The organism is Chitinophaga sp. G7 BAM 1005, assembly GCF_057126945.1.
Window position 1 is genome coordinate 6,269,319 of sequence record NZ_CP181478.1, and the last position, 23,492, is coordinate 6,292,810.

Annotated in this window: 19 protein-coding genes and 1 tRNA gene; 8 read left to right on the forward strand and 12 right to left on the reverse strand. The window is 45.4% G+C overall.

Annotation, left to right across the window (positions count from 1 at the left end):
* From ACMXI2_RS25185 to ACMXI2_RS25195, 3 genes are all read left to right on the forward strand, one after another.
* Positions 1-1,098, forward strand: coding sequence for a sensor histidine kinase (locus tag ACMXI2_RS25185; RefSeq protein ID WP_079473588.1), 1,098 nt, complete (start codon positions 1-3; stop codon positions 1,096-1,098).
* Positions 1,082-1,501 carry a response regulator gene (locus tag ACMXI2_RS25190; RefSeq protein ID WP_159454505.1) on the forward strand — a complete coding sequence of 140 codons (420 nt, stop codon included), beginning with the start codon at positions 1,082-1,084 and terminating at the stop codon, positions 1,499-1,501. The genes ACMXI2_RS25185 and ACMXI2_RS25190 overlap by 17 nt, the downstream gene beginning before the upstream one ends.
* Before the next feature lie 56 nt (positions 1,502-1,557).
* A tRNA-Ala gene (locus ACMXI2_RS25195) sits at positions 1,558-1,630 on the forward strand.
* A gap of 475 nt (positions 1,631-2,105) precedes the next feature.
* On the opposite strand, the gene ACMXI2_RS25200 is transcribed toward ACMXI2_RS25195, so the two are convergent.
* From ACMXI2_RS25200 to ACMXI2_RS25225, 6 genes are all read right to left on the reverse strand, one after another.
* Positions 2,106-3,755, reverse strand: a complete 1,650-nt coding sequence (locus ACMXI2_RS25200) for a recombinase family protein (protein ID WP_483778709.1) — start codon at positions 3,753-3,755, stop codon at positions 2,106-2,108.
* A 549-nt stretch (positions 3,756-4,304) separates the two neighbouring features.
* Positions 4,305-5,528 carry a nucleotidyl transferase AbiEii/AbiGii toxin family protein gene (locus tag ACMXI2_RS25205; protein ID WP_483778710.1) on the reverse strand — a complete coding sequence of 408 codons (1,224 nt, stop codon included), beginning with the start codon at positions 5,526-5,528 and terminating at the stop codon, positions 4,305-4,307.
* Entirely contained in the window at positions 5,521-6,162 is a 642-nt protein-coding gene (locus ACMXI2_RS25210) for a DUF6088 family protein (RefSeq protein WP_483778711.1), read from the reverse strand. Before ACMXI2_RS25210 ends, ACMXI2_RS25205 begins: the two co-directional genes overlap by 8 nt.
* Positions 6,163-6,404: 242 nt before the next feature.
* Positions 6,405-7,181 (reverse strand): ImmA/IrrE family metallo-endopeptidase, encoded by a 777-nt coding sequence (locus tag ACMXI2_RS25215; protein ID WP_483778712.1) that lies wholly within the window; start codon positions 7,179-7,181, stop codon positions 6,405-6,407.
* The gene (locus tag ACMXI2_RS25220) at positions 7,156-7,569 is read right to left on the reverse strand and encodes a hypothetical protein (RefSeq protein WP_483778713.1); all 414 of its coding nucleotides are present in this window, start codon (positions 7,567-7,569) and stop codon (positions 7,156-7,158) included. The genes ACMXI2_RS25215 and ACMXI2_RS25220 overlap by 26 nt, the downstream gene beginning before the upstream one ends.
* A 7-nt stretch (positions 7,570-7,576) precedes the next feature.
* Positions 7,577-8,209, reverse strand: a complete 633-nt coding sequence (locus ACMXI2_RS25225) for a sigma-70 RNA polymerase sigma factor region 4 domain-containing protein (RefSeq protein WP_483778714.1) — start codon at positions 8,207-8,209, stop codon at positions 7,577-7,579.
* Between the two features lie 136 nt (positions 8,210-8,345).
* On the opposite strand from ACMXI2_RS25225, the gene ACMXI2_RS25230 reads away from it, so the two are divergent.
* Genes ACMXI2_RS25230 through ACMXI2_RS25240 form a run of 3 tightly spaced genes read left to right on the forward strand, consistent with a single transcriptional unit; the run spans position 8,346 to position 10,982 of the window.
* Positions 8,346-9,368: a CBASS cGAMP-activated phospholipase gene (locus ACMXI2_RS25230; protein ID WP_483778715.1), complete on the forward strand. Its 1,023-nt coding sequence runs from the start codon at positions 8,346-8,348 to the stop codon at positions 9,366-9,368.
* 4 nt (positions 9,369-9,372) lie between these two features.
* Positions 9,373-10,323, forward strand: a complete 951-nt coding sequence (locus tag ACMXI2_RS25235) for a cyclic GMP-AMP synthase DncV-like nucleotidyltransferase (RefSeq protein WP_483778716.1) — start codon at positions 9,373-9,375, stop codon at positions 10,321-10,323.
* The gene (locus ACMXI2_RS25240) at positions 10,320-10,982 is read left to right on the forward strand and encodes an SEC-C domain-containing protein (RefSeq protein ID WP_483778717.1); all 663 of its coding nucleotides are present in this window, start codon (positions 10,320-10,322) and stop codon (positions 10,980-10,982) included. The genes ACMXI2_RS25235 and ACMXI2_RS25240 overlap by 4 nt, the downstream gene beginning before the upstream one ends.
* A gap of 766 nt (positions 10,983-11,748) precedes the next feature.
* Here the strand turns inward: ACMXI2_RS25240 and ACMXI2_RS25245 are convergent.
* From ACMXI2_RS25245 to ACMXI2_RS25265, 5 genes are all read right to left on the reverse strand, one after another.
* Positions 11,749-13,032 carry a hybrid sensor histidine kinase/response regulator gene (locus ACMXI2_RS25245; RefSeq protein ID WP_483778718.1) on the reverse strand — a complete coding sequence of 428 codons (1,284 nt, stop codon included), beginning with the start codon at positions 13,030-13,032 and terminating at the stop codon, positions 11,749-11,751.
* A gap of 78 nt (positions 13,033-13,110) precedes the next feature.
* A complete protein-coding gene (locus tag ACMXI2_RS25250; RefSeq protein WP_483778719.1) occupies positions 13,111-13,683 on the reverse strand; it encodes a chemotaxis protein CheB in 573 nt (190 codons plus the stop codon).
* Between the two features lie 25 nt (positions 13,684-13,708).
* On the reverse strand, positions 13,709-14,536 hold the full coding sequence (locus tag ACMXI2_RS25255; RefSeq protein WP_483778720.1) for a CheR family methyltransferase: 828 nt from the start codon (positions 14,534-14,536) through the stop codon (positions 13,709-13,711).
* Complete coding sequence (locus ACMXI2_RS25260; protein WP_483778721.1) at positions 14,533-14,913, reverse strand: response regulator; 381 nt, start codon at positions 14,911-14,913, stop codon at positions 14,533-14,535. The genes ACMXI2_RS25255 and ACMXI2_RS25260 overlap by 4 nt, the downstream gene beginning before the upstream one ends.
* A gap of 5 nt (positions 14,914-14,918) precedes the next feature.
* Complete coding sequence (locus tag ACMXI2_RS25265) at positions 14,919-18,929, reverse strand: response regulator (protein ID WP_483778722.1); 4,011 nt, start codon at positions 18,927-18,929, stop codon at positions 14,919-14,921.
* 134 nt (positions 18,930-19,063) lie between these two features.
* Between ACMXI2_RS25265 and ACMXI2_RS25270 the strand changes: the two genes are divergently transcribed.
* On the forward strand, positions 19,064-19,486 hold the full coding sequence (locus tag ACMXI2_RS25270) for a response regulator (protein ID WP_483778723.1): 423 nt from the start codon (positions 19,064-19,066) through the stop codon (positions 19,484-19,486).
* A 147-nt stretch (positions 19,487-19,633) separates the two neighbouring features.
* Here ACMXI2_RS25270 and ACMXI2_RS25275 read toward each other — a convergent pair whose 3' ends face one another.
* Positions 19,634-21,034 carry a S41 family peptidase gene (locus tag ACMXI2_RS25275; protein ID WP_483778724.1) on the reverse strand — a complete coding sequence of 467 codons (1,401 nt, stop codon included), beginning with the start codon at positions 21,032-21,034 and terminating at the stop codon, positions 19,634-19,636.
* A gap of 130 nt (positions 21,035-21,164) precedes the next feature.
* Here ACMXI2_RS25275 and ACMXI2_RS25280 point away from each other — a divergent pair, with 130 nt between their 5' ends.
* Positions 21,165-23,453 (forward strand): tetratricopeptide repeat protein, encoded by a 2,289-nt coding sequence (locus ACMXI2_RS25280; RefSeq protein WP_483778725.1) that lies wholly within the window; start codon positions 21,165-21,167, stop codon positions 23,451-23,453.
* Positions 23,454-23,492: the final 39 nt, after the last annotated feature.

Consider the following 23,492-nt stretch of genomic DNA (forward strand, 5'->3'; position numbering starts at 1 on the left):
ATGAAAGAAAACCGCATAAGAATATTATACATAGATGATGAGATTCATAATCTGAATGCGTTTAAAGCAAGCTTTCGCAGGAGTTATGAAATTTACACGGCTACTTCAGCGCAGGAGGGCAAACTGCTGCTGAAGGAGATCATGGTGCATATTATCATCGCCGATCAGAAAATGCCAGTATCTACGGGTGTGGAATTCTTCAATGAAATTAAAGATACCCTGCCCGACCCGATGCGTATTTTGCTGACCGGTTATACCGATGTGGAAGATATTATCGATGCCATTAACAAGGGGCACATCTATTCCTATATCAAGAAGCCCTGGGATGAACATGAGCTGCATAAAACCATTAATAACGCTTACGAAATATACCGTACACGGAAGCAGCTCCGGGAAAAAATAGAGGAGCTGGAGAAAACGAACGATGAATTGAACCGGTTTATTTATTCCACCTCGCATGATCTCCGTTCTCCGCTAATGTCTGTGTTGGGCATTATCAATCTGTCCAGGCTGGATAATTCTGTGGTGGATCCCAATGGTTATATAAACATGGTAGAAACCTGTGTATTAAAACTGGATGATTTTATCCAGAAGATCATTGAGTATTACCGCAATTCCCGGCTGGAGATAGAATATGAGAGAATTGATTTCAACACCCTGCTGAACGACTGCATCACTGCGTTTAAACCGCAGAATACCCAGATCCGTTTTCAAACCAACGTGGAGCAGGCAGTAGATTTCAGGGGAGATACCTTCCGGATCAGTGTTATTTTAAACAATCTTATTTCAAACGCTGTTAAATACCAGAAGCCGGAGGAAACAAATCCAATGGTCAACCTGGCGGTTAAAGTGGAACCACACAAAGCAACTATCTGTATACGTGATAACGGGATCGGAATTTTAAGCGAGCATCTGAACAATATTTTCAAGATGTTCTTCCGGTCCAAAAATAACAATAAACCGGGTAGTGGTATTGGCTTGTATATTGTTAAGGAAGCGCTGAGTAAAATAGGCGGTACTATCAATGTAGAGTCCAAGTACGGAGAGGGCACCCAATTTGAAATTACCATCCCTAACAGAAATGAATTCGATACCTGACCTGCGCGTCATATTGATTGATGACAATGAAATTGATTTGTTGCTGCATGAGAAGTTGATCGGATTTCAACAAATCAGCAGAACGGTGATTTCCTTTGTAAATGCCAATAAGGCACTGGAATTCCTATCTTCCAATATTGCCCTTCCCAAAATTCCGCCTACGGTGATCCTGCTGGACATCCAGATGCCGGAGATGGATGGCTTTGAATTTCTGCAGGCATTTGATTCTTACCCCAGTAAGATTAAGTCGCAATGTCACATCGTAATGGTGTCTTCCTCCCTGGATTATGGGGATATTACCCGTACCAACGCTAATCCTATGGTAATTAAATTGCTCCGGAAACCTTTACTGTTAAAGGATTTAAAGGAAACAGTGGAAGGAATTTTCAAAGATTTCCTATAAAATGTTGGTGTTTACAGGAAAAAATATATTTTTGCATCCCGAAGAAAGCAATAAACGGGGGATTAGCTCATCTGGTAGAGCGCAAGCATGGCATGTTTGAGGTGAACGGTTCGAGCCCGTTATCCTCCACAGAGATTAAGTTTTTTCTTAATGCGTACTTTTTACATAAAAGTGCGCATTTTTTTTGCCTTCTATTTTTTTATTGTCAGAGTACCTATTGAGCATCAAGGCACTCATTACGCAGCCCGTCAAAAGTCTGAATTCAAGAATGATTCATCACGGGTAAACTACCATTTAGATTCTCTTCATAAAGTACAGCACAGAGTAGGCAGTTATGGTACCCGTTCATACTTCGAACCCTTAGTGAACGTTGTCGAACCAGCCTGAATTGCACACCGGCTCTGCATAGAGTTGAACCAAATTTGATGCAGAACGAACCGTGACCATTTGCAACCACAAACACCAGTCAGGATCGCCATCCGACTTTAGTTAGCAAATGGAATACTATACGTTGCTACATTATCTGCATCGGATCAATTTTCTCTCTATGTAAAAATACATAAGGCTTACTGACGAAACAATCACCTGATAGATAATGATAGTTTTATCCCGGAAGAAACTGGCTGAAGAGTACGATTCTTCTGAAGTAAGTTGTAATTTCCAACACCTGCCGCAGTGTAATGCCGCCAATATCGTGCAATATGTTCCTGATATGTTCCTTTACAAAAAGTGATTCTTGAAGTTGGTCAACGTTCGAACGATCATCTACAGTGCGTAAGGGAAGCGTCGATAGATGCTGATGCGGAGAGTCTTTATCATAGACAATTTGTAGTGCCGGCGTTATTACACCGATCGAGAAGTAGCCAAGGCTATATGGGGTGCCAAAAGGAAATAAAAGGCCGGCCAACTCTCGCTTATATTTGGGTTCCAGTTTCTGAAATAGCTGATCCAGATGGCAGATGTACTCTTTCTTCTTATAAATATCCATTGTCCTGGATTCAATGATCCTGGACTTATTCAAAATCGTCTCCTGCAGCACGGAGATCTTATGCTCGCAGCTTTCCTTTAATAGTTTGTATTCCTGAATATCGATCCCGTCTGATAGCAGGTACTGCCTGGCCTTGTCGATTCTTAATTCCAGCTCATCAAGTTGTGATTGTAATTTTAGCTTACGATTAATATCTTCATTGAGTCCGCTGGTAACCTGATGATCGAATATTGCATTGTAGATATTCAAAAAGTAAGGGCCGGGAACAAGTTCGCCTATAAAGGACAGGAATTCTTCATGAATACTGGCGGTGGTGTAACGTACACCACAAATGCTCCGGCAATGGTAGTAATAATAGATTTGATGCCGGCCTTTAGATCCACTACCTGTCAATAATTTATTGCAACGTTTGCAAATGAGTAGGCCGCGCAATGGGAACATGATATCACAAACAGCCTTACGTGTATGTACTCTATTTTTACTAAGTTCCTTTTGTACTTTGCCGAATATTTCTTCGGAAACAATAGCCGTGTGTTGTCCTTGTGTCCATTGTTGCTTGTTGCCTGGTGCCGGAGAGCGAACATTCCCGCAATACACTGGATTACGTAATGCCTCCCGTAGACAACTAATTGTCCTATCGAAACCGCGGGTTATAAGATACCTATACACCGTCGCAGTCGAATGAACACCTTTCGCCAGTTCCTCAAATGCCAGGCGGATTAAGTCTGCGTAAGGCTGCAACGGCTCAATGTATTTAAAACCAAGGGAGTTGATCTTATTTGCATAGCCGATTGGTGCCTTACCCATATACCGGCCTTCTCTTAGTCCACGTTGTAAGCCTTGCCGTATGTTAAGGCTACGACGTGCGTTTTCCACTTCAGGGGCGGCAAGATAAAAGGCCATCATAATCTTGGTTTCCGGAATCGACAAATCCAGCGGCTGTTCGATAGCGCGTACTTCAATTTGTAACAGGGACAACTGATAAATCATGTAGTAAGCGTCGCCCGTATTGCGGCTAAATCGGTCCCATTTAGTAAAGAGCAATAATCTTGGGCCACAGAGCTTTTTTTCGTGGTAGAGGTGAAACAGTTTTTTCCAGGCGGGACGGTCGAAGGTTTTCGCCGAACAATCTTCAAAAACAACTTCCCCCACTTCAATTAAAAGAGAACTGCAATAAGATTTCAGTGCCTGTTCCTGGTAACGTTGGGAGAAACCAAACTTCTTCTGCTCCTCCGTACTGACCCGGATATATAAATCTGCTTGCATGGTAACAGATTGATTTCACAAAGCTATGACAGCATAAAAGCGAGTTGTGTTAATTGGTAAATTAAAATTATGACCTGCAGTAAAGAATTGAAGGAATCAACATTAATGTTGTGGTAACAAGGAGCAGGGTTAAAAGTATCCTTACAAGTAGCCCAACACTCAACGGCACGTGACCTCAGTCCACTGGATCACCATTAATGCCTCCTTAGCAGGTAGAAGCCTGTGACATTCACTAGCAGGCAGATCGAGGGTTAATATAAGATCAAGTTATAAGGCAAATTTACATGTTCTTAAAAAACAACTTATTGATAATGAATTATATAATATATAGAACATTCTCCGGGCGACGTAATCCGAACATCGTAGCGATGGTCACGATGATAGGTTATATAAGCATGATTATGTTACAGATGAACTTCTAACGCGAAAAAATATTTGCTCTTCGTGTTCATTAGGAAAAATGGGAAAGTAAGGTATATAACGTTTTCTGGAGGCGCTGGTAGCTTGCGGCTCCTATGGTGTCTGAAAATCCTTGCGAAGTTTAGGCCGTTAAGCGATTCTGATGATCCTGTGTGCCATAGGTTCGTTGCCAACAAAGATGATTTCAATGTCAAAGGAAGCCAGCTTTCCAACGGCATCTGTCTTTTCCTGTTCACTGGCAAACAGGTCCACGGTCGTTCTGTACACATCCTGCCCAGCATCAATGGCTCCCAGCTGCTCAACGGCGCGACTGATCAGCTCATTGACATCGCAGTTCAGATCCATTACGGCGAGTTCCCTGTTTAATTGACGTAGTGTACCGATCAGTGTATCGAATACCGGCGGCTTCCCGTATAACATTTCTTCGAGCATTACTTTGTAATCATCCTGGAATGCCTTCAGGAGGGGATAGGGAGGTAGAAAATGCAGCTGATGCAGCTTCATGGTAGTATAATCCACCCTTCTGTGTGCAATATAAACACTGCGGTGTTCAATCAGCATGGCATACAGGTCCCTGTCCTCTTTGACCATCTCTGCTATGCCCCGATGAGTCATGGCGCCTAGGTCCGACAGGTGACGGGACTGGCGTTCCACGTTGAGGTCCTGAACCATATCGGTCTGGAATTTTTCGTGCAGCAGGATCATCTTTTCCATAAAGGTCTTCCTGGGTTCTACAGCTGTCACGGTAAAAGGCTCCTCCTGATAACCTGGAAAATTGCCTTCCCTGCCCAGTATGGAAGCAATGACCACCGGTGCGAAGGGTTCCCGCAGTGCCCGCACACCAAATTCAATTTTTACCCGTGGCAGCATGTACTGGCTCGGCTCGTAGAGCGGACGGTAATGAACATAGATGGTTTGTGGGTCTTTATCGCGCATGGTGGGTAGTACTTCTTCCACCTCTATGGTGATCATGTTATCCGGCACGCCCATGGCTTTGAGTTGGGCCAAGAGAGCCTGGAAAATGTTCGTACTGGTGTAGGCGCAGCCGAGGCGTTTGAGATTCTTCACATAACTTTTAGAGGCTGTCTGTTCATACTTTTTGCCGAAGGCCTGGGGATCAAGGGCAATATCGATGTCTTCTGAAAAACGTTCTATCAGCCCCCAGCCTTTGCTCAGGGAAGTCCCTCCCTTAAAAATAAAATGCTCCTGCATAGGCAGCGAGAACAGGGCTTTGAGGATCACTGTTACCCACCAGTCTTTCTCGATGGCGTTCTGGGTCAGACCGGTTTCAATGTTGATCTGGTCGATCAATTGACGACGTATTTCTTCGGGAAATGCTAAGAACTCAATCATTGTGGGCAAGCTCACTAGCCAGGTTAAACAGTAGTCTGGCAATAAACTGTGGCGCAAATTTCGCGGATTCCCGGATAACTAACAAGGGCACCGGTCGCAGGACCTCTTTGAGGCGTTCCAGCACTTTAGGGCTGATCTGGTCCGGGCCGAGTTCCTGCAGGGCCTGAATCACCAGAAAGACGGTTTCATCTTTGGCTGCTAACTTTTTGGGGGTAGTCGGTTTAAATTTGATAGTTGCCCGTCCGATCTTGATGGTACGGGCACTTCCATTTGTCAAAAAGACCACTTTGGTGGGGACCTGAGTGGACAAACCCAGTTTATTTAAAGCGTACTGGCCGGTTGGCCGGATGATGACCTGTTCCTTTCGGGCAATAGTTCTGGCTATTTTTTCCAGCGACGGGCGAACCAGGCCCACTACAGAGTCCATTTTGGGTTTCAGATAGATGCCCTTGCCCAATCGCATCAGTTCCTTATGGGACGTAAGCCTGGACAAAGCCGTATGTACGGCCTCCGGGCTGCCAAATTCCAGGAAGTCGCTGGGAAACACCAGGTCTCCAGGTTCGGTTTGCTCCAAAAGGCGCTCGATTTGACTTTGAACAGAGTTTATCACCGTTATTTTGTAAGGTTTTTTCAAATATTCCTTACAAATTTAGGATTTTCCTCGCCGAGTTGTAAGGTTTTTTCGGATTTTCCTTACAAAACACTCTTCGCATAGCTCTTTAAATAGCCCACGGGAACGTTTTGGGAGCCTGATAATGGGGGATTATGATAAGTACATTGTGGAAAGTGTAAATTGTAAATTATTGCCCTAAAATTGCATATCCCAACCAGTGATGACTTTGGTAGTAGTAAGGTAGTTTAACCTGGGCTCGAAGATTAAACCCAAAGGCAGGAAACAAGCCCATTGCCTGATACTTTATAACATTGTTCATATAATTCTGCATCTGGTTCATACTTCAACCTTATCGAATCCGGAAACCAGTCAATAGCTTTAACCTTCTCAGCAGCTTGTTCTATACGGCCATATTTAAAATAATCACCGGCTACCGTCAAAGCAGGCACAGGTGAATTATATTCAAGATATTTATAAGGAAAATCCGCTGAATGTTGCTTCCACTTTATTATTCCATCTTCAATAAAGATCACCATCACAGGATAATTGCCGTGATTTACGAATCGAAGAAAGCATGCCAGTATTGATACTCCGAAAAAGGCACTCATTTCTTGAATAAAACCAAGGCTTAAACGTTTTCCAACAGTTTTCATTTTGAATAACGAAGCAGGCATCAATAATTCAGCAGCAAAACGGTTGGCTTCTTTTTCATGTGGTCCAGTAGCATACCATTCCGTCAATGTTTTGTGTGTATCAGAGAAAAGGTACGACAGGTGTTTGTGGCATTGGAAGTGCCCGATCTCATGGGCAATCACAAAATTTTTCCTTCCAGGATGTGTAATATTATCGCGGATAGATATAACCCCCGAATTGCCTTTCATCAGTATGCGCCCGTCCGCCCCCTTCATAGGAACTTCTTTTACGATCAACCCAAGTGAGTTAGCTATTTCCTCCACGGAAAAGTCAGATGGCCGAGCCCAACCAATGTCGGTATGGAGGTTACTTGCGGCGTACTCAGGGCTGATCGTCGTGTTTGTCATCAAGCCGGTCTTTTAAAATTTCCATTAGCTGTAGTATTTCCTGATCTTCTAAGATTGCAGCTTCATCTTCTATCGTTAATTCAGTAAACCTATTGAACAAGGGGCGAAGCTGTAATTGTTCGTTAGGTGATAAAAGCTTTTTTATTTCGTCGATGCCTCTTTCTTTTATGATCCTTATCTGTTCTACCGCCTTCTCAAACCTTAATTTATTTGCCTGCGCTCGCAGCCTAGCGCTAAGTTGCTTTATCCGCAGCAAATGTCGATCGATCTGTTCATCTGGAGTTACCCGTAGTTCTTCCAGAACATCGGCGTCTTCTCGATGTAAATTTATCTCCATCATCAACCCGTACAGATTGAGCATTAACTGCTTGGTATTTACGGTATCCATAGTCCTCCTAAAATATTTGATCAGCGATCCTTCTTTTAATTTTTTCCCTAAGTTTATCTAATTGCCGCGGCGTTATATCCAATAATTCGGCTATTTCTGCTCTTTTCTTTCCTTCCTTTAACGCTTCAACAATAAACTGAAGCTGTTCATCTCCCTCAACAGCTTTTTCAATGGCCTGCAGTTGTGCGTCCATCATAATTTCATCGTGGGGAATAAGAAAAGGGGCCGCAACATCATAGAAACCTATTTCCATGTCCATGTATACCACCTGATGTTCGTGCGCCTTCTTTGTTTGAGCTTTTTCAACTTGTTTACTGATCTGGCTGTCAATGATCCTGATCAATTGTTCGGCAAGACCATATTCATTCTTCCATTCCCAGTCTCCTGCTAACAGTTTCTCATACGCCATGCCAAGATAATGATCTACAGGGTCACCACCTAAAACGGGGGCAGAATGTGCGCCCGACCAGGTTTTGGCCTTCAACCGCAACTCTACATGAGTTTTGCACTTCTTGAGCGCCACTTTCCACTCCAGGTTTGTGACCTGGGCAAGCTTTCTTTCGTTTTGGCTGTAGTATTTACCAACTTCCATAATAATAATAACCGGATAATTTTTTTTTACACCATGGTGAATTTTCACTGGCTCCCGGTTATATAATAGTTAGAGAATGTGCCCCATGGGTACTTAGCAATTTAATAATTTTTAATCAATTGATACCAAAGAAAATATGCTCGCTATTCAGCTTCATGTTAGCAAAACATTAAAATAAACAATAATGAGTGAGGGGACAACAAAAAAGTTTAGGATTTTATCAATTGATGGTGGGGGTATAAGGGGACTTATTCCAGCCAAGGTATTAGCAGACCTGGAACAAGAAATACAACGGGAGTCGCCGGATGCAAAGCTGTATGAATATTTTGACCTGATCTGCGGGACTTCAACCGGAGCTATCCTGGCGATTGCCATTGCACTGGGTGTTCCTGCAGCCAACCTGGTGGACTTCTATCATGCTCACGCACGGGTTATCTTTCCCAAATGGTATCTGAAGGTCCTGCCACGGAAAAGCCGTGCGTTATTTAACTCAATCTATAGTAGTAAGGAACTCCGCAAATTGTTGGCAAAAACCTATGCGGGTGCAAACAATGGGGAAATTCCGTTACTTAACGACTGTAAGACAAAGGTTTGTATCCCTACGTTTAATGGGAATGATGGTAAAATAAATGTGCTGAAAACCAAACATCATATTGAATATTCCCGTGATTATAAAATACCAGCTCATGATGCCGCACTATCGAGTGCCTCAGCTCCAATATATTTTCCTCCACACTCCTTTACTTTTTCGAACGAACATGGAAGTGGGGCCAATGTCAACATGATCGACGGGGGAATATTCGCAAACGATCCTGCCCTGATCGGTCTGCTGGAAGCTTCCGATAAGTTGAACCAGGAAATCGAGCAGATATCAATACTGTCACTGGGGACAGGTCGAGGAAGACATATTATAAAAAAACGTTGGCGCCCGAAGGATTTGCTTTACTGGTTACTGCCTAAGCCTCGTTTATTGGACATGATATTAGATAGCCAGGCTCAGATTACAGAACAGTACATAGCCTTTATACAGAGGGTATTTGCTACTAGTGGAAAGGAGTTTGGATACCTGCGTGTTCAACATGATATGGGCGGAGACACCATCGACCTCAATGCTTCCAGCAAAAAAGATCTTTTGCGTCTTGAAGCCATCGGTGGTGAGCTATCCAAAAATAATTTACACAAAATCATAAAATTCATAAAACAATAGATATATGGCAAATTGTGACCACCTGTTTACCAGGTACAACGATGAGATCCGCATTGGAAGCAAAAAGAGCGGCAGGATGATGGATTCAAAAAATGCGCTGCGTAAACGTATCCGCAAGTGGTTTAAAGAAAACCATCCAGACTACGATCCTAAGTTCTTTATCCAGGGTTCTTATAAAATGAAATCGGGGATACGCACCAAGGACGATATATGCGACCTGGATGATGGTATTTACTTTTTCCGTGAGCCAGACGTAACTGGAACTACACTCCAGGAATGGGTGTGGGAAGCAGTAAATGGTTATACAGAAACCGATCCTGAGCACAGAAAAAAATGTGTGCGTTCTATCTTCGCTGGTGACTACGAAATTGATCACCCTGTTTATTATAAGGTTGATGGAATGCCATACCGTATTGCTGTTAAAGATGCCCAATTTGAAAACAGTGATCCGAAGGAAATGGTGGATTGGTTTAATAAGAAAAAAGACAAAGATGGACGCCTCATCGCGCAGGTGATGTATCTCAAAGGATGGTGCGACCATAAGCGTAATAAGATGCCCAGCGGGCTGACAATGACCATCCTCGCGTCTAATGCCAAAAGTAAGATAGTGCTTAACGAGCGCGCAGATATCACCCTACGTGATATTCTTAAGGAAATTAAGAAGGCCCTGGATATTAAGTTTGAGTGTATAGTACCGGCTGTGCCTGGGGATGACCTTTTTGCAGGTTATGACCAAACGCGCAAGAAAAATTACATGGATGCACTAAGCGATTTTATATCGGATGCTGATAAAGCACTGCAGGAGGAGAACGAGCAAACTGCAAGCAAACTCTGGCGTAAACACTTAGGAGATCGATTCCCACTGGGGGAGGATAAGAAACAACATCAATCGCAATCACGCGTAACTCCAGCAATCATTACCGGCGCAGCAACCTCAAATCCATGGGGAAAATGAGTGCCGATCTACTTTTGTTTAACCAGGAGGCTGCACTTTTAACGAAAATGTATCCGGAACTGCAGCCCGTCCTGACGCACGGCAAAACGCCCTATGTGCACGGTCAATTACTTCTCAAAGATGAATTGGGAAGCGTCATTACCAAGTACAGTATTCGCATTGAGCCCGGGCCTGCCTATCCAATGCGGTTCCCGTGGGTATTTGAAATCGGAGGCAGAATCCCAGTTAACATCGATTGGCATGTTTTCGAGGAAAACGGCAATTGCTGTATTGCTTCGGGGCCGGAAGAAGCCTTAATCTGTCGCAAAGGGATAACTTTAATGTCGTTTGTACGCCTTCAGGTAATCCCCTATTTTTTTAACCAACTCCACAGGGAGCGAAAGGGTTTCTTCTTAAATGAGCGGTCTCATGGGAGTTTGGGGCATCTAGAGTTTTTTATGGATACGTTTGGAACGAAAAATCTTTCTACCATCGGAAAGCTATTGAAAGAAGTGCGGTCACGAAAGGAAGCGAAAAGCAATAGTCGATGTATGTGTGGTAGTAAGCGTAAATATCGTAAGTGCCACCGCCGGGCCGTCAGGAAAATTGCTGCATTGACCAACGCAGAGTTGGACCATTATTTGCAAATGGCGAACGAACTTCAACACGCTATCGAATAAGCTTATATGCCAGAGAAAGCTCACTAAAGGGCAGATAAAGTATTTAAACAAATCTGTCAGCTTTACACAGCAGACAATTGGGCGGTTAAAACACTTTGAAGATCAGTTATATTATATACATTATGACCGACTTTCAGAAGTTTGTGTCCCCATCGCTTTAAAAAGCATCATTATCACTTACCTGATTGTTTTGTAAGTCCCTGCCTTCTACTTTTACCGAGCAATATGAGCAGTTCTTCTCGCCGAAACCTAAGTCGCCGTGGGTTTAGCCGGAAATGCGTCTGTGAAGCCTACCTATTAGGTTAAGTTGCTTGTCGCCAACAACAATGAGCTAATCGGGAAAGCTTACCAATATAGCATGCCTGGGGCAATCCCCTTTTCCAATTTTCTTGATCGGCTGCAATGGTCTATCGGAAACCACAGTTACGCTTGACAGGCCAGTAGCCTAAAATACCGGTTGCCCCAGGGTAATCCAGTACAGTCTATGAGGTCGCTCGCTCTTTGAAATACAGAGTTAATCGTTTGCCCTATTGCATGCGGATAAGCGATATACAACAACATTGATCCATCGCTTTTACATAAAATAAGTAGGGCCGAAAGGCAAAAAACACTCCAAAGGAATGCGTAGTTATTTTCCATCTGATTTTAGGTCTAACGTGCTGAAAAACCGTAACAAAGGAATTAGGGGTTCGATTGAATTCGGTTCATCTCCACCCGTAAAGCCTGGCACAATGTGTCGGGCTTTTTTTATGTATGTACCCGGCGATCAGGCAAATGCGTCGCTCAAACTGGTGGCTACGGGCCTGGTTTGTTTCAGGGGCAATACGATGATGAAGGTAGCGCCCTCTCCTTCCCTGCTCCTGGCGGTGATAAGCCCGCCGTGTTTATCAATTACCTTTTTGGCGATAGCCAGCCCGATGCCGGTACCTTCATAGAGGTCGGAAGTGTGGAGACGCTGGAAGATGGTAAATATTTTAGAGAGATATTTTTCATTGAACCCGATTCCGTTGTCGCGGATAACGATGCGGCAGTGGTGACCTCCAGCAAAAGCAGCGCTGTCGGGGTTTAGATCCGTTACAATATCTGCGGTAATATCTATCTGAGGGGGTATGTCTTTCCGCGAAAACTTTAGTGCATTGCTGATGATGTTTTGAAACACCTGGCGTATTTGCCCCGGAACCGCTTCAATCTGAGGCATTTTTTCCACAGTGATAACCGCATCCCGTTCAAGAATCATCAACTCCAGGTCCACCAGGATCTCCTGGATAATTTTATTGAAGTCGGTAACTTCGTTTATGCTTACCCCGGATAAACGGGAATAGTTCAGCAGGTCGTTGATGAGCCTTGCCATGCGTTCTGACGACCCCACAATCCTTTCCATATAGGCAAGAGCGTTAGGGTCCGTATGCAGAAACTTATCTCTTAAAATAGCGCCGAAAAGCTGAATTTTCCGCAAGGGTTCTTTCAGATCATGAGAAGCAACAGATGCAAACTGTTGCAGGTCGTGGTTGCTGGCTTCCAGCGATTTATTAATCTCTCTCAGTTCCTCTGTTCTTTCCCTTACTTTTTGCTCCAGCATTTCATTTACCTGTTGCTGATGTGCAATCAGTGCTTCCTGCGCAAGTTTTCTTACTTCTACTTCTTCTTTGAGCGACTGATGCATTTGCTTCAGCTCCTGTGATTGCTGATAAAGACGGGAGAATGTTTTTACTTTCATGAGGAGGATGTCCGGATCTACCGGCTTGGTGATGTAGTCGATCCCCCCGGAGTCATATCCTTTTACAATAAACCGTTTGTCTTTATTTACGGCAGACAGGAATATAATCGGAATGTCTTTCGCCTTACTGTGTCCGGACAGTGCTTCTGCCACTTCAAAGCCATCCATGCTGGGCATTTGCACATCCAGGATGATAAGGGTATAGCTATGCTTAAGTATTTTCTTCAGCGCTTCCTCACCAGACAGCGCGGTATCCACTTCGAACTGGTATAGTTCAAGGGTTTTCCTGATAGACAGTATATTTTCCGGCTTATCATCTACAATTAAGATCATACGACATACTCGTTATAACAAGAGGGCGACGGGTGGAAAACGCCCAATGTATTCTTCTAAACATTGATTGCTCAATAATCATACCTCTGCCATTCGGTTTATGAAGGCGGCCATTTCCTGTGGCTTCAGTATAATATCAACGGGAGCGTGCAGGATGGCCTGTCTTGGCATATAATCCGCATCTGCAGTGGCCGGGTCCTGCACGGCGGTGGTACCGCCGGCATCGTGTACATCTGTCAGTCCTTCCGTACCATCGCTATTGGCGCCCGAAAGCAGTAAGGCGGTCATCCTGCTGCCATAGGCCAGCGCTGCGGATGTAAAGGTAACATCAATACTCGGGCGGCTGAAATTCACCTTCTCCGAATCATCCAGGGAAAAGGTGTGATCTGTTTCTATCAGTAAATGGTAGTCCGCCGGCGCAAGGTAAATAGTAGCCGGCAACAGCGGTTCTTTTTCTGAAGCTTCTTTGACCGGCAAAGTGGATTTAGCCGACAGCAGGTCCGTTAGTACAGATTCATAGTGGCTTTGGCGGTGCAAAACAATTAAAATGGCTGCAGGAAGCGCCGCAACAAGTCCTGGCAATAAAGTCAGGATAGGATGCAATCCACCGGCGGAACCGCCTATTACAATTAAATATGGTGCCGTGGTCATATCGCCTTTTGTTTTGTTATTACAGTTACAGCTGCACCTTTCGCCAGATCTTCTCCCGGTTTTCCAGTTGTTTGAATTTGCCGGTTACACTGGTGAAGTTAAGTGTTTCCTTACTTCCCAGGGCGAGGAAGCCCAGCTGTTCCAAACTGTCACTGAATAGCGTTAATACCCTGTCCTGTAATTTCTTATTAAAGTAGATCAATACATTGCGGCAGATGATCAACTGGAATTCATTAAATGAGCCGTCTGTTACCAGGTTATGCGGCGAAAAAATGATTTTCTCCCCGAGGTCTTCCCGGAACTTGGCATATTCATAATTGGCGGTGTAATAGGAGGAGAAATCTTCGCGGCCGCCGGCCTCCATATAGTTGCGGGAGTATTGCTGCATTTGTGAAAGCCGGAACATTCCTTTGCGGCCCTTTTCCAATACGCCCGCATTGATATCGGTAGCATAGATCACCGCTTTGTGCAGCAGTTTCGCCTCTTTGAGCAGGATAGCAAATGAATATACTTCCTCTCCTGTGGAACAGCCGGCATGCCATACCCGGATAAACGGATAGGTGGCCAGCACCGGCAATACCTGGGTACGCAATGCCTGGTAGAAAGAAGGGTCCCTGAACATTTCTGTTACATTTACCGTTATTTCTTCCACAAAACGTAACGCGTATGCCGGATCCGAAATAATACGATAGCGGTATTCCGCAAAACTCGGAAAGCGGTCTGCCTGGTACAGATGATTTACCCGCCGGTTAATAGAAGCGGGGGCATATGCTGTAAAATCATAGCCATATCTTTCCAGTATATCATTCAGCAACAGGGATACTTCCTGTTCGCTTATCGGGTTCCTGCTCACGTTTTCCCGGATAAATATTGTTGTAGCTGCAACAGTAACTCATCTACATCAATCGGTTTGGAAATATAGTTATCGGCGCCTGCTTCCAGGCATTTTTCCCGATCGCCTACCATTGCTTTTGCTGTTACTGCAATCAGTGGCAGCCGGGTGTTCCAGGGCATGGCACGGATGGCAGAAATAGTTTCATAACCATCCATATCGGGCATCATTATATCCATCAATACAGCTCCTATTGCATGCTCTGCTGATAGCACCTGTAATGCTTCCGCACCGGTACTCACAGATACGCATGAAATATTCCTGGATCGCAATACTGCCTTTAACGCAAAGATGTTGCGTGCATCATCATCTACAATTAATACCTGTTTGTGTTCCATAAAAATTATTTCATGGCTTTATCGTATAACCATACCCGTAGTAATGATAGCAACTGATCTACATCCACTGGTTTGGAAATATAATCCGAAGCACCCGCCTGCAGGCATTTTTCCCGGTCGCCCATCATGGCTTTTGCAGTCACTGCAATCACCGGCAACCCTTTCAGTTCCGGTAGTTTCCGGATAGCAGCAATAGCATCGTAACCGTCCATTTCAGGCATCATCATATCCATCAGCACGATGTCTACCGGGTGTTCTTTCAGCTGCTGCAGCGCTTCTTTACCATCAATGGCAGACAATACCTTCATCTGGTGTTTCTCCAATGCTTTTGTTAAAGAGAAGATATTGCGCACATCATCATCCGCCACCAACACGGTTTTATCTTTCAACACTTCATTCAATACGCCCATCTTTCCATTCCCTCCCTGTGCTGCCGGCGCATTTTCAGATACCAGGTGCAGGAACAGGGATACTTCGTCCAGCATACGCTGATAGGAATGCGCCGTTTTTACCACGATAGAATCAGCATACTGGCGGATCCTTTGTTCTTCTGCCTTTGATAAACTTTTACCGGTGAAAATGATAATAGGAAGATTTTCAAGTCCCTTTATTTCTTTCACCATTTCCAGCGCTTCATAAGCCTGCTGATCAGGAATTCCCATATCGAGGATCACACAATCCACATCATGCTGTTGCAGCAGGGATACGCCCTCTTCCAGGTTATTGCTGATTTCCGAACTTACCTGGTAGTTACTGAGGAAATAGGCCAGTGCTTTGGCGTGTTTCGCATTTTCTTCCAGGATCAGTACTTTTTTGGTGGACCGCTGCAGCACAAACTCCATTTTCTCAAAGATCAGTTGCATGCTTTCCGGATCTACCGGCTTGCTGATAAAGTCGACAGCGCCTTTCAGGAGGCTTTCTTTTTTTGCTTCCATAGAAGACATGATATGCACGGGTATCGGTCTGGTGGCTGGATCACTTTTCAGTTCTTCCATTACCTGCCAGCCATCTTTTATAGGCAGCTGGATATCCAGCAGGATACCGACAGGCTTGTAGATACGCGCCAGTTCGGCAGCTTCATCGCCGCGTACGGATACAATTCCCTTATATCCCCGTGTATGCGTAAAGTCGAGCAATGCCTTTGCAAAATGCGTATCATCTTCCACGATGAGTATCACGGAGTCGCTGGTTTCAATAAGGCCACGGTCATCGTAAACATCTTCCGGAACGGTAGGTGCCAGGAATCTTTTCTTTTGCCCGTCGTTTGTTCCTTCCACCACCGGTGACGGCAGTACGAAAGGTTGATTCACGGATGCTGCTGGTTTGCGGACCACCGGGATGGTAATAATGAATTCGCTTCCCTCGTTGTTGTTACTGTTCACGGTAATTTGTGCGCCAAGCAGTTTCGCCAGTTCCCGGCTGATAGACAGTCCCAGGCCGGTACCGCCGTATTTCCGCCGGGTAGATCCGTCTGCCTGCTGAAACGCTTCAAAGATCACCTGTTGCTTTTCCGCCGGGATACCGATGCCGGTATCTTTTACTGCAAAGCGGATCGTTTGCGGCACTTCTCCCTCCTGAACTTCCATCCGGACAAATCCCCTCGCAGTAAATTTCAGTGCGTTGGACAACAGGTTTTTGAGGATCTGTTCCAGTCGTACCTGGTCTGTTTCAATGCTGGCGGACACGGCGGCGTCCTGATGTATTTGCAGTTGCAGTCCTTTTTCTTTGGCTATCGGTTCAAACAATGCCTGCATATTGGAACAGATATCGGCGATGGATACCTGGTTAAATTCCAGTTCCATTTTGCCGGATTCGATTTTTGAGAGGTCTAGTATTTCGTCTATCAGCGTCAGCAGCCCTTTACCGGAGCTATTGATCACCTGTGCATATTCAACCTGGTCGCCGTTGAGATTGGCATCGTGATTTTCAGAAAGAAGTCTTGATAACAATAAAATCGAATTCAACGGGGTACGCAGTTCATGCGACATATTGGCCAGGAACTCTGATTTGTAGCGGGTGCTGAGTGCCAGCTCTTCCGCTTTTTTATGTATATCCAGGTTCCGTTCCACGATGATCTGATTTTTCTCTTCGAGGAGACGGCTTCTTTCTTCCAGTTCTGCATTTGACTGCATCAGTTCTTCCTGTTGTACTTTCAGTTCTTCTTCTGATACCTGGAGCTTTTGTGTTTGGGCTTCCAGTTCCACGTTCAGGCTTTCCAGTTCACTATGTTGTGTTTGCAGCTCTTCTGCCTGGGCCTGGGTTTCTTCCAGCAGTTCCTGCAGGCGGGTACGGCTCCGGGTGCTTTGCAGGGCGATGGCGATATTGACGGCGGCCTGTTTGGCGAAGTCGATTACATTCTCTTTAAAAGGGAACAGGGAGCCTATTTCTATCACGCCTTCCGTGATCCCTGCATGGATCAGGGGAATGATGAGCACATGACCGGGTTGTGCGGAGGCTGCGGCGCCGGCAATATGCAGGAAATCGTCTGGTGCTTCGCGGAGGTATAGTGGTTCCTTTTGTAATACGCTTTGGCCGAGCAGGGTTTTTCCTACTTCAATTACCCGGGGCGCCGGATGAGCCGGCGACAGTGCAAATTCAGCGGATAAGCGCAGTTCACCGGAATGCCGGATGTACAATACGCCTGTTTGTGCGCCGGTGTACTGTACCATATCTGTTAATGCGTCTTTACTGAGCGCATCCATGTCCTTTTCACCGAGCAGTGTTTCGCTGATGCGGTTAAGCCCTGTCTGGATCCATATTTTCTGGTTGGCATGATAGCGGAATGTTTTCAGATCTGCGGCCATCTGCACTACTGCGTGGCCGAGTACATCCCCTTCGCTGCGGGGCTTTACATCAATATTAAAATCGCCTTTACCGATACTGTCGGCGGCAGTGGCCAATTCCTGGCTGGTTTGGTCGATAACGGCGAATGATCGCGCCAGGCTGCCGATGGCATCTTTGGCGTGTACTTCGGGTGCTGATCCGGGTACTCCTTTTGCGATATTTACCGCCGCTGCACGCAGCAGTTCCAGGCTGTCGGTGATGCCTTTAATCGTATAGGAAATAAATACGACCACGAGCACTACGATGCCTACCAATATCAGCAGGTAGCGGGTTTTCAGATCATTTTCCTTCTTGGAGATAATTTTTGCATCCCGGCCCACTTTATCCATCACGGAGCGCTGCAATTGTTTCAGCTGATCTACCGCTAAGGAAGAGTTATCCCACCAGGAGTCTGCATTGAACAGGGTATCAATTTTACGGGAGGTGATGGTGCTTTTGATAAAATCATCGGTGATGGTCATTTCATTGGAGGATTCCATTTTTAGATAATCCTTTGAAACGGTGGGAGATGCTTTATCTACCAGCTCTGCGCGCAAAGCGGCATACATGTCGGCATTATTTTCTACGCGGGCAAAATCTTCCGGCCACACTTCTTTTTTCAGCATGAAATAATAAATATCCATGCGGATCATTCCCTGGTAGGCTATCATCTGCGCCAGCAGGTATTGCGCATTCATATCCTGCTGAACGGCTTTTAATACCGGGATATCCGGGGTATTGGTATTGGCCAGGTTGTTCAGGCGGAAAATAAGGTTGGAATAATAGTCGAGCACTTCCCGTTGCGGCATGCTTTTATTATCGATGTCCTTTCTTTTTTTAGGAAGCGTGTTTAGCAGCGAATATTGGAAGAAGCGGCTGTCATTGGCCAGCAGTCGGCCTTTTACGGCATCGATGGCAAGATCGGTTTGGGCGCGTTGTGTGAGCAGGTCATTCAGGCTTCCGGTCAGCATCACATAGTTCACACTGTTCCTGCGTTCCATATGGATTTCATCAGCTACTTTCATGATAGTGGTGGCAGCGGTAATTTTCTGCACCAGGTTATCGATGGCATCTATATCTTCATTCTGCTTATTGAATACCGCTATACCAAAAAATACGAGACATGCCAATGGTATTACAGCAACTAACATCAGCTTCCTTGGAAGAGGGAGCTGCATAAAGTATTTCTTCATTTGCCTGAGCTTGTTTAATTTTTACGGAGGTACTATCCTGTAAACTATGCTACGACTGGTTTTAGCACATTTCATTCCAAACAATACCTCTAAAACGAACTATGTGATAATAAAATAACAACAAAATCTTAGATTTGTCTCTATTCCAAAACGATATGCCCGATAGTTGTAAATATACCTCAGTACTTTTAATTGACGATGATATAGATGACAGAATGATATTTGGTGAAGTATTAAAAGAGCTGGCGCCGGATATTATTTACCATGAAGCTATAAACGGGGAAGACGCACTCTTTAAGCTAAATAACAACCTGGCGCCTGACCTCATCTTCCTTGACCTGAATATGCCCAGAATAGACGGGAAACAGTTCCTTGCAGAAATACAGCAGCAGGATCATTTAAAACATATACCTGTGATTATCTATACCACTTCTTCACATGAATCTGATAAGAAGGAAACCCGGGAGCTGGGAGCCTCTTATTTCCTCACGAAACCTAACAGTCTTCATGAGCTTACACATATACTGGTAAATCTTTTACAGCAAAAATTGTTTTAATAAAAAAGCCTCACAAAGAATTGTGAGGCAGTTTTTCTACCATTGTTACTATTTTTAAACCCTATATATGCGTGAACATATACTTGCATCTCAAAGATGGGTTTTAAATGATGTTCAAGTGTTAACCGGATCTTAACGACTCCTGCATTAAAATTGTTTCATTACTTCCTCCAGCCATCCGGCCGAATGGAAATTCACTTTCACCACAGGTTGAATACCCTTATTATCAATGCCTTGTCCTGCAGCAACCCTCCGGTAGCGGGTAACGGGATAGTCTATTGAAAAATCGGGGGCAGTAAACCGTACCCTGGCTACATTGGAATAATCCAGCGCTCCTGCTGTGGGTGCGCCAATGAGTTTTACTTTCTGGCTTTGTGCCGCTTCCAGTAAAAACTGTTCTGCGGTATTACTGCATTTACCATTAATGAGTATCGCTACTTTGGCAGGAGCCGGCAGCGGAGATGGCAGGATCATGTTTTCATCTGGCCCCATACTCACCAGCCGGCCCTGTAATCCGCTACCCTGTTCGATCGTAGCGCGAATCTGCTCTACGTATTCTTCCGGTAGTTTTCCGGTTTGTTCATCCAGCACATGACGCCATGCGGCAATATTATCGGGGGTGGCATAAAAATCTGCCCCGGTGATTCTCACGGGTTGGGTATACAGTAAAGGCCGCAGGCGTTCAATCAGTTTATCGGCGCCCACGCCGTTGTTGCGTACATCAATTATCAGGTGGGGATTTCTGCGCAGGTATTCGTCGTTGGCATTCATTACAGAATCTGCCAGTGGATAGAAAGCAGCGTCAAAGCTGCCTATGCGCAGGTAGCCGGTGCTGTCGTTTACCTGCCGGAAAAAGAAAGGCGCCGCCGCCATATCGGCGAAGGCGGGTATTTCCGCCGGTGCGTTGCCGGTTTTCTGCAACGATGCCGCAGCCGGTTTCTGCCAACCCAATGCAGAGAGGCCATCGCGCTGCTTCCCGATGGTGAGGGTATCAAAGCTCACTTCCCGCGCTACATAGCTGATCATGTCAAATTTATCCGGACCGGTAGCGGCCAGTTCAAACAACACATCCCCGGGTTTCCAGTCCGGCGAGGCAGATTCCATAATCACGGCAGCGTAAGTACGCAGCCCCCGCAGGTTCTTTACCAGGGCTACTTTATAAAGGGAATCGGCCTGGTAGATACCGGCCACGCCGCTTACCGGCTGTTTTTGCAGCAGATCCAGCTGCTGCGGGGTGAGGGCGATTTTTTCTTTTAAGGGCGTGTAGGCAATGTGCAGGGCGAGGTGCTGGTCTTTGAAGAAGCGCAGGTAGCGGTTTACCAACAGGAGGCAATGAGCAGCGCCTTTGATGGTAGCGGCTTGTAGCCGTAGCTTTGTCAGCATGGCAGTATAGGCCTGCTGCGTAACCGGGGTTACTTTGTCGATAAACCCTACATAATTCTTTTTCAGATACACCTGTACGCTGTCAAATTTCTTCCTGCAATCGCACTCCTGCGCGTTTACAACTGTATTACACAGGAGTAATAACAATACTGCTATTGCTTTCATGGCAAAGGATTTGAATGTTTCTGGCTGATAATAAATGGTCTTTAAATATATATATTCGGGAGGAAACTACCAGAAAATATTTATCATCGTCCACCAATATTAATAAATTACATGTCCTAATAAAGCGCATATGCATTTTGACGAACTGGAAAGGCTGTATAATGAACAGGCATATACTGAAGCAATTACCAAACTGGAAACATACCTGCAGGATAACCCCGGCGAAGCCCGGGGCTGGCAACTACTGGGCTTGTCCCAGCTGGAAAACGCCAAAGCCACTGACAACAGGGACCTGGCCACCGCTATGTACAACGAGGCTTACGAGGCATTCAGCCAGGTACTGATCATTGATCCCGCGCATGTGCAGGCCCGTGTACACCGCGCCTATATGGGCGCCAACATCATGGCCGACAAAGGAGATGAAACGATCGGCGATTGTGATATCCTCATTGCGGGCGGCGATGAAGAACTGACTACCAAAGCATTACTGTACCGTTTCCAGGTATGGGTGCTAAAAAATGAAACCGGGAAAGCACTGGCTGATATGCACCGCAACCTCCAGGTGTATGAATCACTTTACGCAGATGATCTGCCGCAGCTGAATGTTGCACGGTTCCAGTGCTTTACCCGTATCGGCGATGTATACTATCATACGGAAAACAGACCCGCCGCACTGGAATATTATAAACAAGCCTTTGAATGTACGGTGTTTAACAACCGCCTGCTGTCTACCACCTGGTTTGCGCTGGATATGGCGGATTATGACTTTGCCGCCAGCATGCTGCAGATCATGATCACTGCAGGAGAAAATACAAAGGACGATATGCTGCGTTTGCTCCGGCACATCCAGCAGCTGCTGGCGGATGGCGTACGGAATGCTGCGTTGGCAAGGGAATTCTGCAAAGGCACCACCGAATTCTGGCAACAGTTTTTTGGGGATGATGATGATGAAGGCACCCTGGAACAGATTTCCACCGGCAAACGTTTTATTGCGGAGTATCCCGACGAAGCTTATTTCTATCATTATACCGCTACCGCGTTCTTCAACATCGGCAGTTACCAGGAGGCATTGCCGTGGTATGAAAAGTCGCTGGCCATTCAGCCTTATCCATTCAGCATGGTGAGGTGGTATTTCACAAGCTATAAAGTAAACGGGCAATTCCCCGAGAGCTGGCCGGATGTGGAGCATAATATTCCGTACGACTGGTACGCAGCGGGGGTTATCTTCAGTGAAATTATTCAACAGGAAAAAGACAACGGCGTAAAACAGGCATCTACCGCCCTGAAGCGGTTCCTGTATAAAAAAGCATTTGATATTTACCATGCCTACTGGTATGAAAATTCGGACAATTCCTATGCGGGTCACCCGCATCACTTTGCAATGTGCTGCAACAACTATGGTATTGCTTTGTATGAAGGCGGCATCTTTGTGGAAGCAGCGCATGTACATACCGTCGGGTACAATATGTCGCCTTTCTGGGAGCAGCTGGAATCCAGGGCAGATGCGTATCACAGCATGGGTAAGCTGGCCGAGGCTATCGCCGACCGTCATACTATCCTGGAAAATTTCACGGAAGTATTACCACTGATGTACTATGTGTCTATTCATGAACGAATGATCGACGACCTGTGTACATTAGAGAAACATGCCGAAGCATTGGATCTCTATGAAAAAATACTGGGAGAATATAACACCTGGATTGCAAAGGATATGCAGGAACTGGAAGACTACGACCGGGAAACCATTACGTATAACATTGACCGTATTAAAACCGGCCGGGCCTTTATCCGTACCAATAGCGCCGATGATTTGTCAGAACGTATACTGGCACTGGAAGCACACCTGGTGGAAAAGCCCGACGACAGTGATGCCTACTTCAACCTGATGTACCTGTATTTCGATAATGCGCAGTACGAACATTGTATAGGCGCTATCAACAACCGTATTTCCATTGGCGGCATCACTAAACTGCCGGTGATTTCACAAATGAAAATCTATTACTTCCGGGGAAAGGCAGCGTTAAAACTGGGTCGCTATAAAGCGGCGATTACAGACCTGCTGCATACGCTGCAGATTATGTCCAATGGTGATGCGGCAGACAATGCACCCAACTACCGGTTTGGCGTATACGCTTTTCTTGCAGAAGCGTACCTCGGTGAAAAAGAATACGATGAATGCCTCGCATATGCCACACAGTGTTTGAACATTTATGCGAGCAATAACTGGGCGTGGGACACAGAGGCCTCTGCGGTGAGATATACGATGGCACTGGCTTACGAGGCAAAAGAAGATCCGGGCACCTGCAAAAAAATCATTGACCTGATTGTGGCGAATGATCCGGAATTCCGTCCTGCGGCAGAGAAGAAAAATGAACTGAGAGGAGGAGGATTATTTTCTTTTTTCAGGAAGAAGAAATAAATAATTCAGCTGTTTACTTTCTTCATAATATAAAGAAAG

Bases quoted from the DNA above. Each gene is read 5' to 3' on its own strand.
- ACMXI2_RS25250 (WP_483778719.1), bottom strand. From the start codon at position 13,683: ATGACCACGGCACCATATTTAATTGTAATAGGCGGTTCCGCCGGTGGA.
- ACMXI2_RS25190 (WP_159454505.1), top strand. From the start codon at position 1,082: ATGAATTCGATACCTGACCTGCGCGTCATATTGATTGATGACAATGAA.
- ACMXI2_RS25205 (WP_483778710.1), bottom strand. From the start codon at position 5,528: ATGATTGAGTTCTTAGCATTTCCCGAAGAAATACGTCGTCAATTGATC.
- ACMXI2_RS25185 (WP_079473588.1), top strand. From the start codon at position 1: ATGAAAGAAAACCGCATAAGAATATTATACATAGATGATGAGATTCAT.
- ACMXI2_RS25280 (WP_483778725.1), top strand. From the start codon at position 21,165: ATGCATTTTGACGAACTGGAAAGGCTGTATAATGAACAGGCATATACT.
- ACMXI2_RS25220 (WP_483778713.1), bottom strand. From the start codon at position 7,569: ATGGATACCGTAAATACCAAGCAGTTAATGCTCAATCTGTACGGGTTG.
- ACMXI2_RS25235 (WP_483778716.1), top strand. From the start codon at position 9,373: ATGGCAAATTGTGACCACCTGTTTACCAGGTACAACGATGAGATCCGC.
- ACMXI2_RS25215 (WP_483778712.1), bottom strand. From the start codon at position 7,181: ATGACAAACACGACGATCAGCCCTGAGTACGCCGCAAGTAACCTCCAT.
- ACMXI2_RS25260 (WP_483778721.1), bottom strand. From the start codon at position 14,913: ATGGAACACAAACAGGTATTAATTGTAGATGATGATGCACGCAACATC.
- ACMXI2_RS25265 (WP_483778722.1), bottom strand. From the start codon at position 18,929: ATGAAGAAATACTTTATGCAGCTCCCTCTTCCAAGGAAGCTGATGTTA.
- ACMXI2_RS25200 (WP_483778709.1), bottom strand. From the start codon at position 3,755: ATGCAAGCAGATTTATATATCCGGGTCAGTACGGAGGAGCAGAAGAAG.
- ACMXI2_RS25245 (WP_483778718.1), bottom strand. From the start codon at position 13,032: ATGATCTTAATTGTAGATGATAAGCCGGAAAATATACTGTCTATCAGG.
- ACMXI2_RS25230 (WP_483778715.1), top strand. From the start codon at position 8,346: ATGAGTGAGGGGACAACAAAAAAGTTTAGGATTTTATCAATTGATGGT.
- ACMXI2_RS25240 (WP_483778717.1), top strand. From the start codon at position 10,320: ATGAGTGCCGATCTACTTTTGTTTAACCAGGAGGCTGCACTTTTAACG.
- ACMXI2_RS25275 (WP_483778724.1), bottom strand. From the start codon at position 21,034: ATGAAAGCAATAGCAGTATTGTTATTACTCCTGTGTAATACAGTTGTA.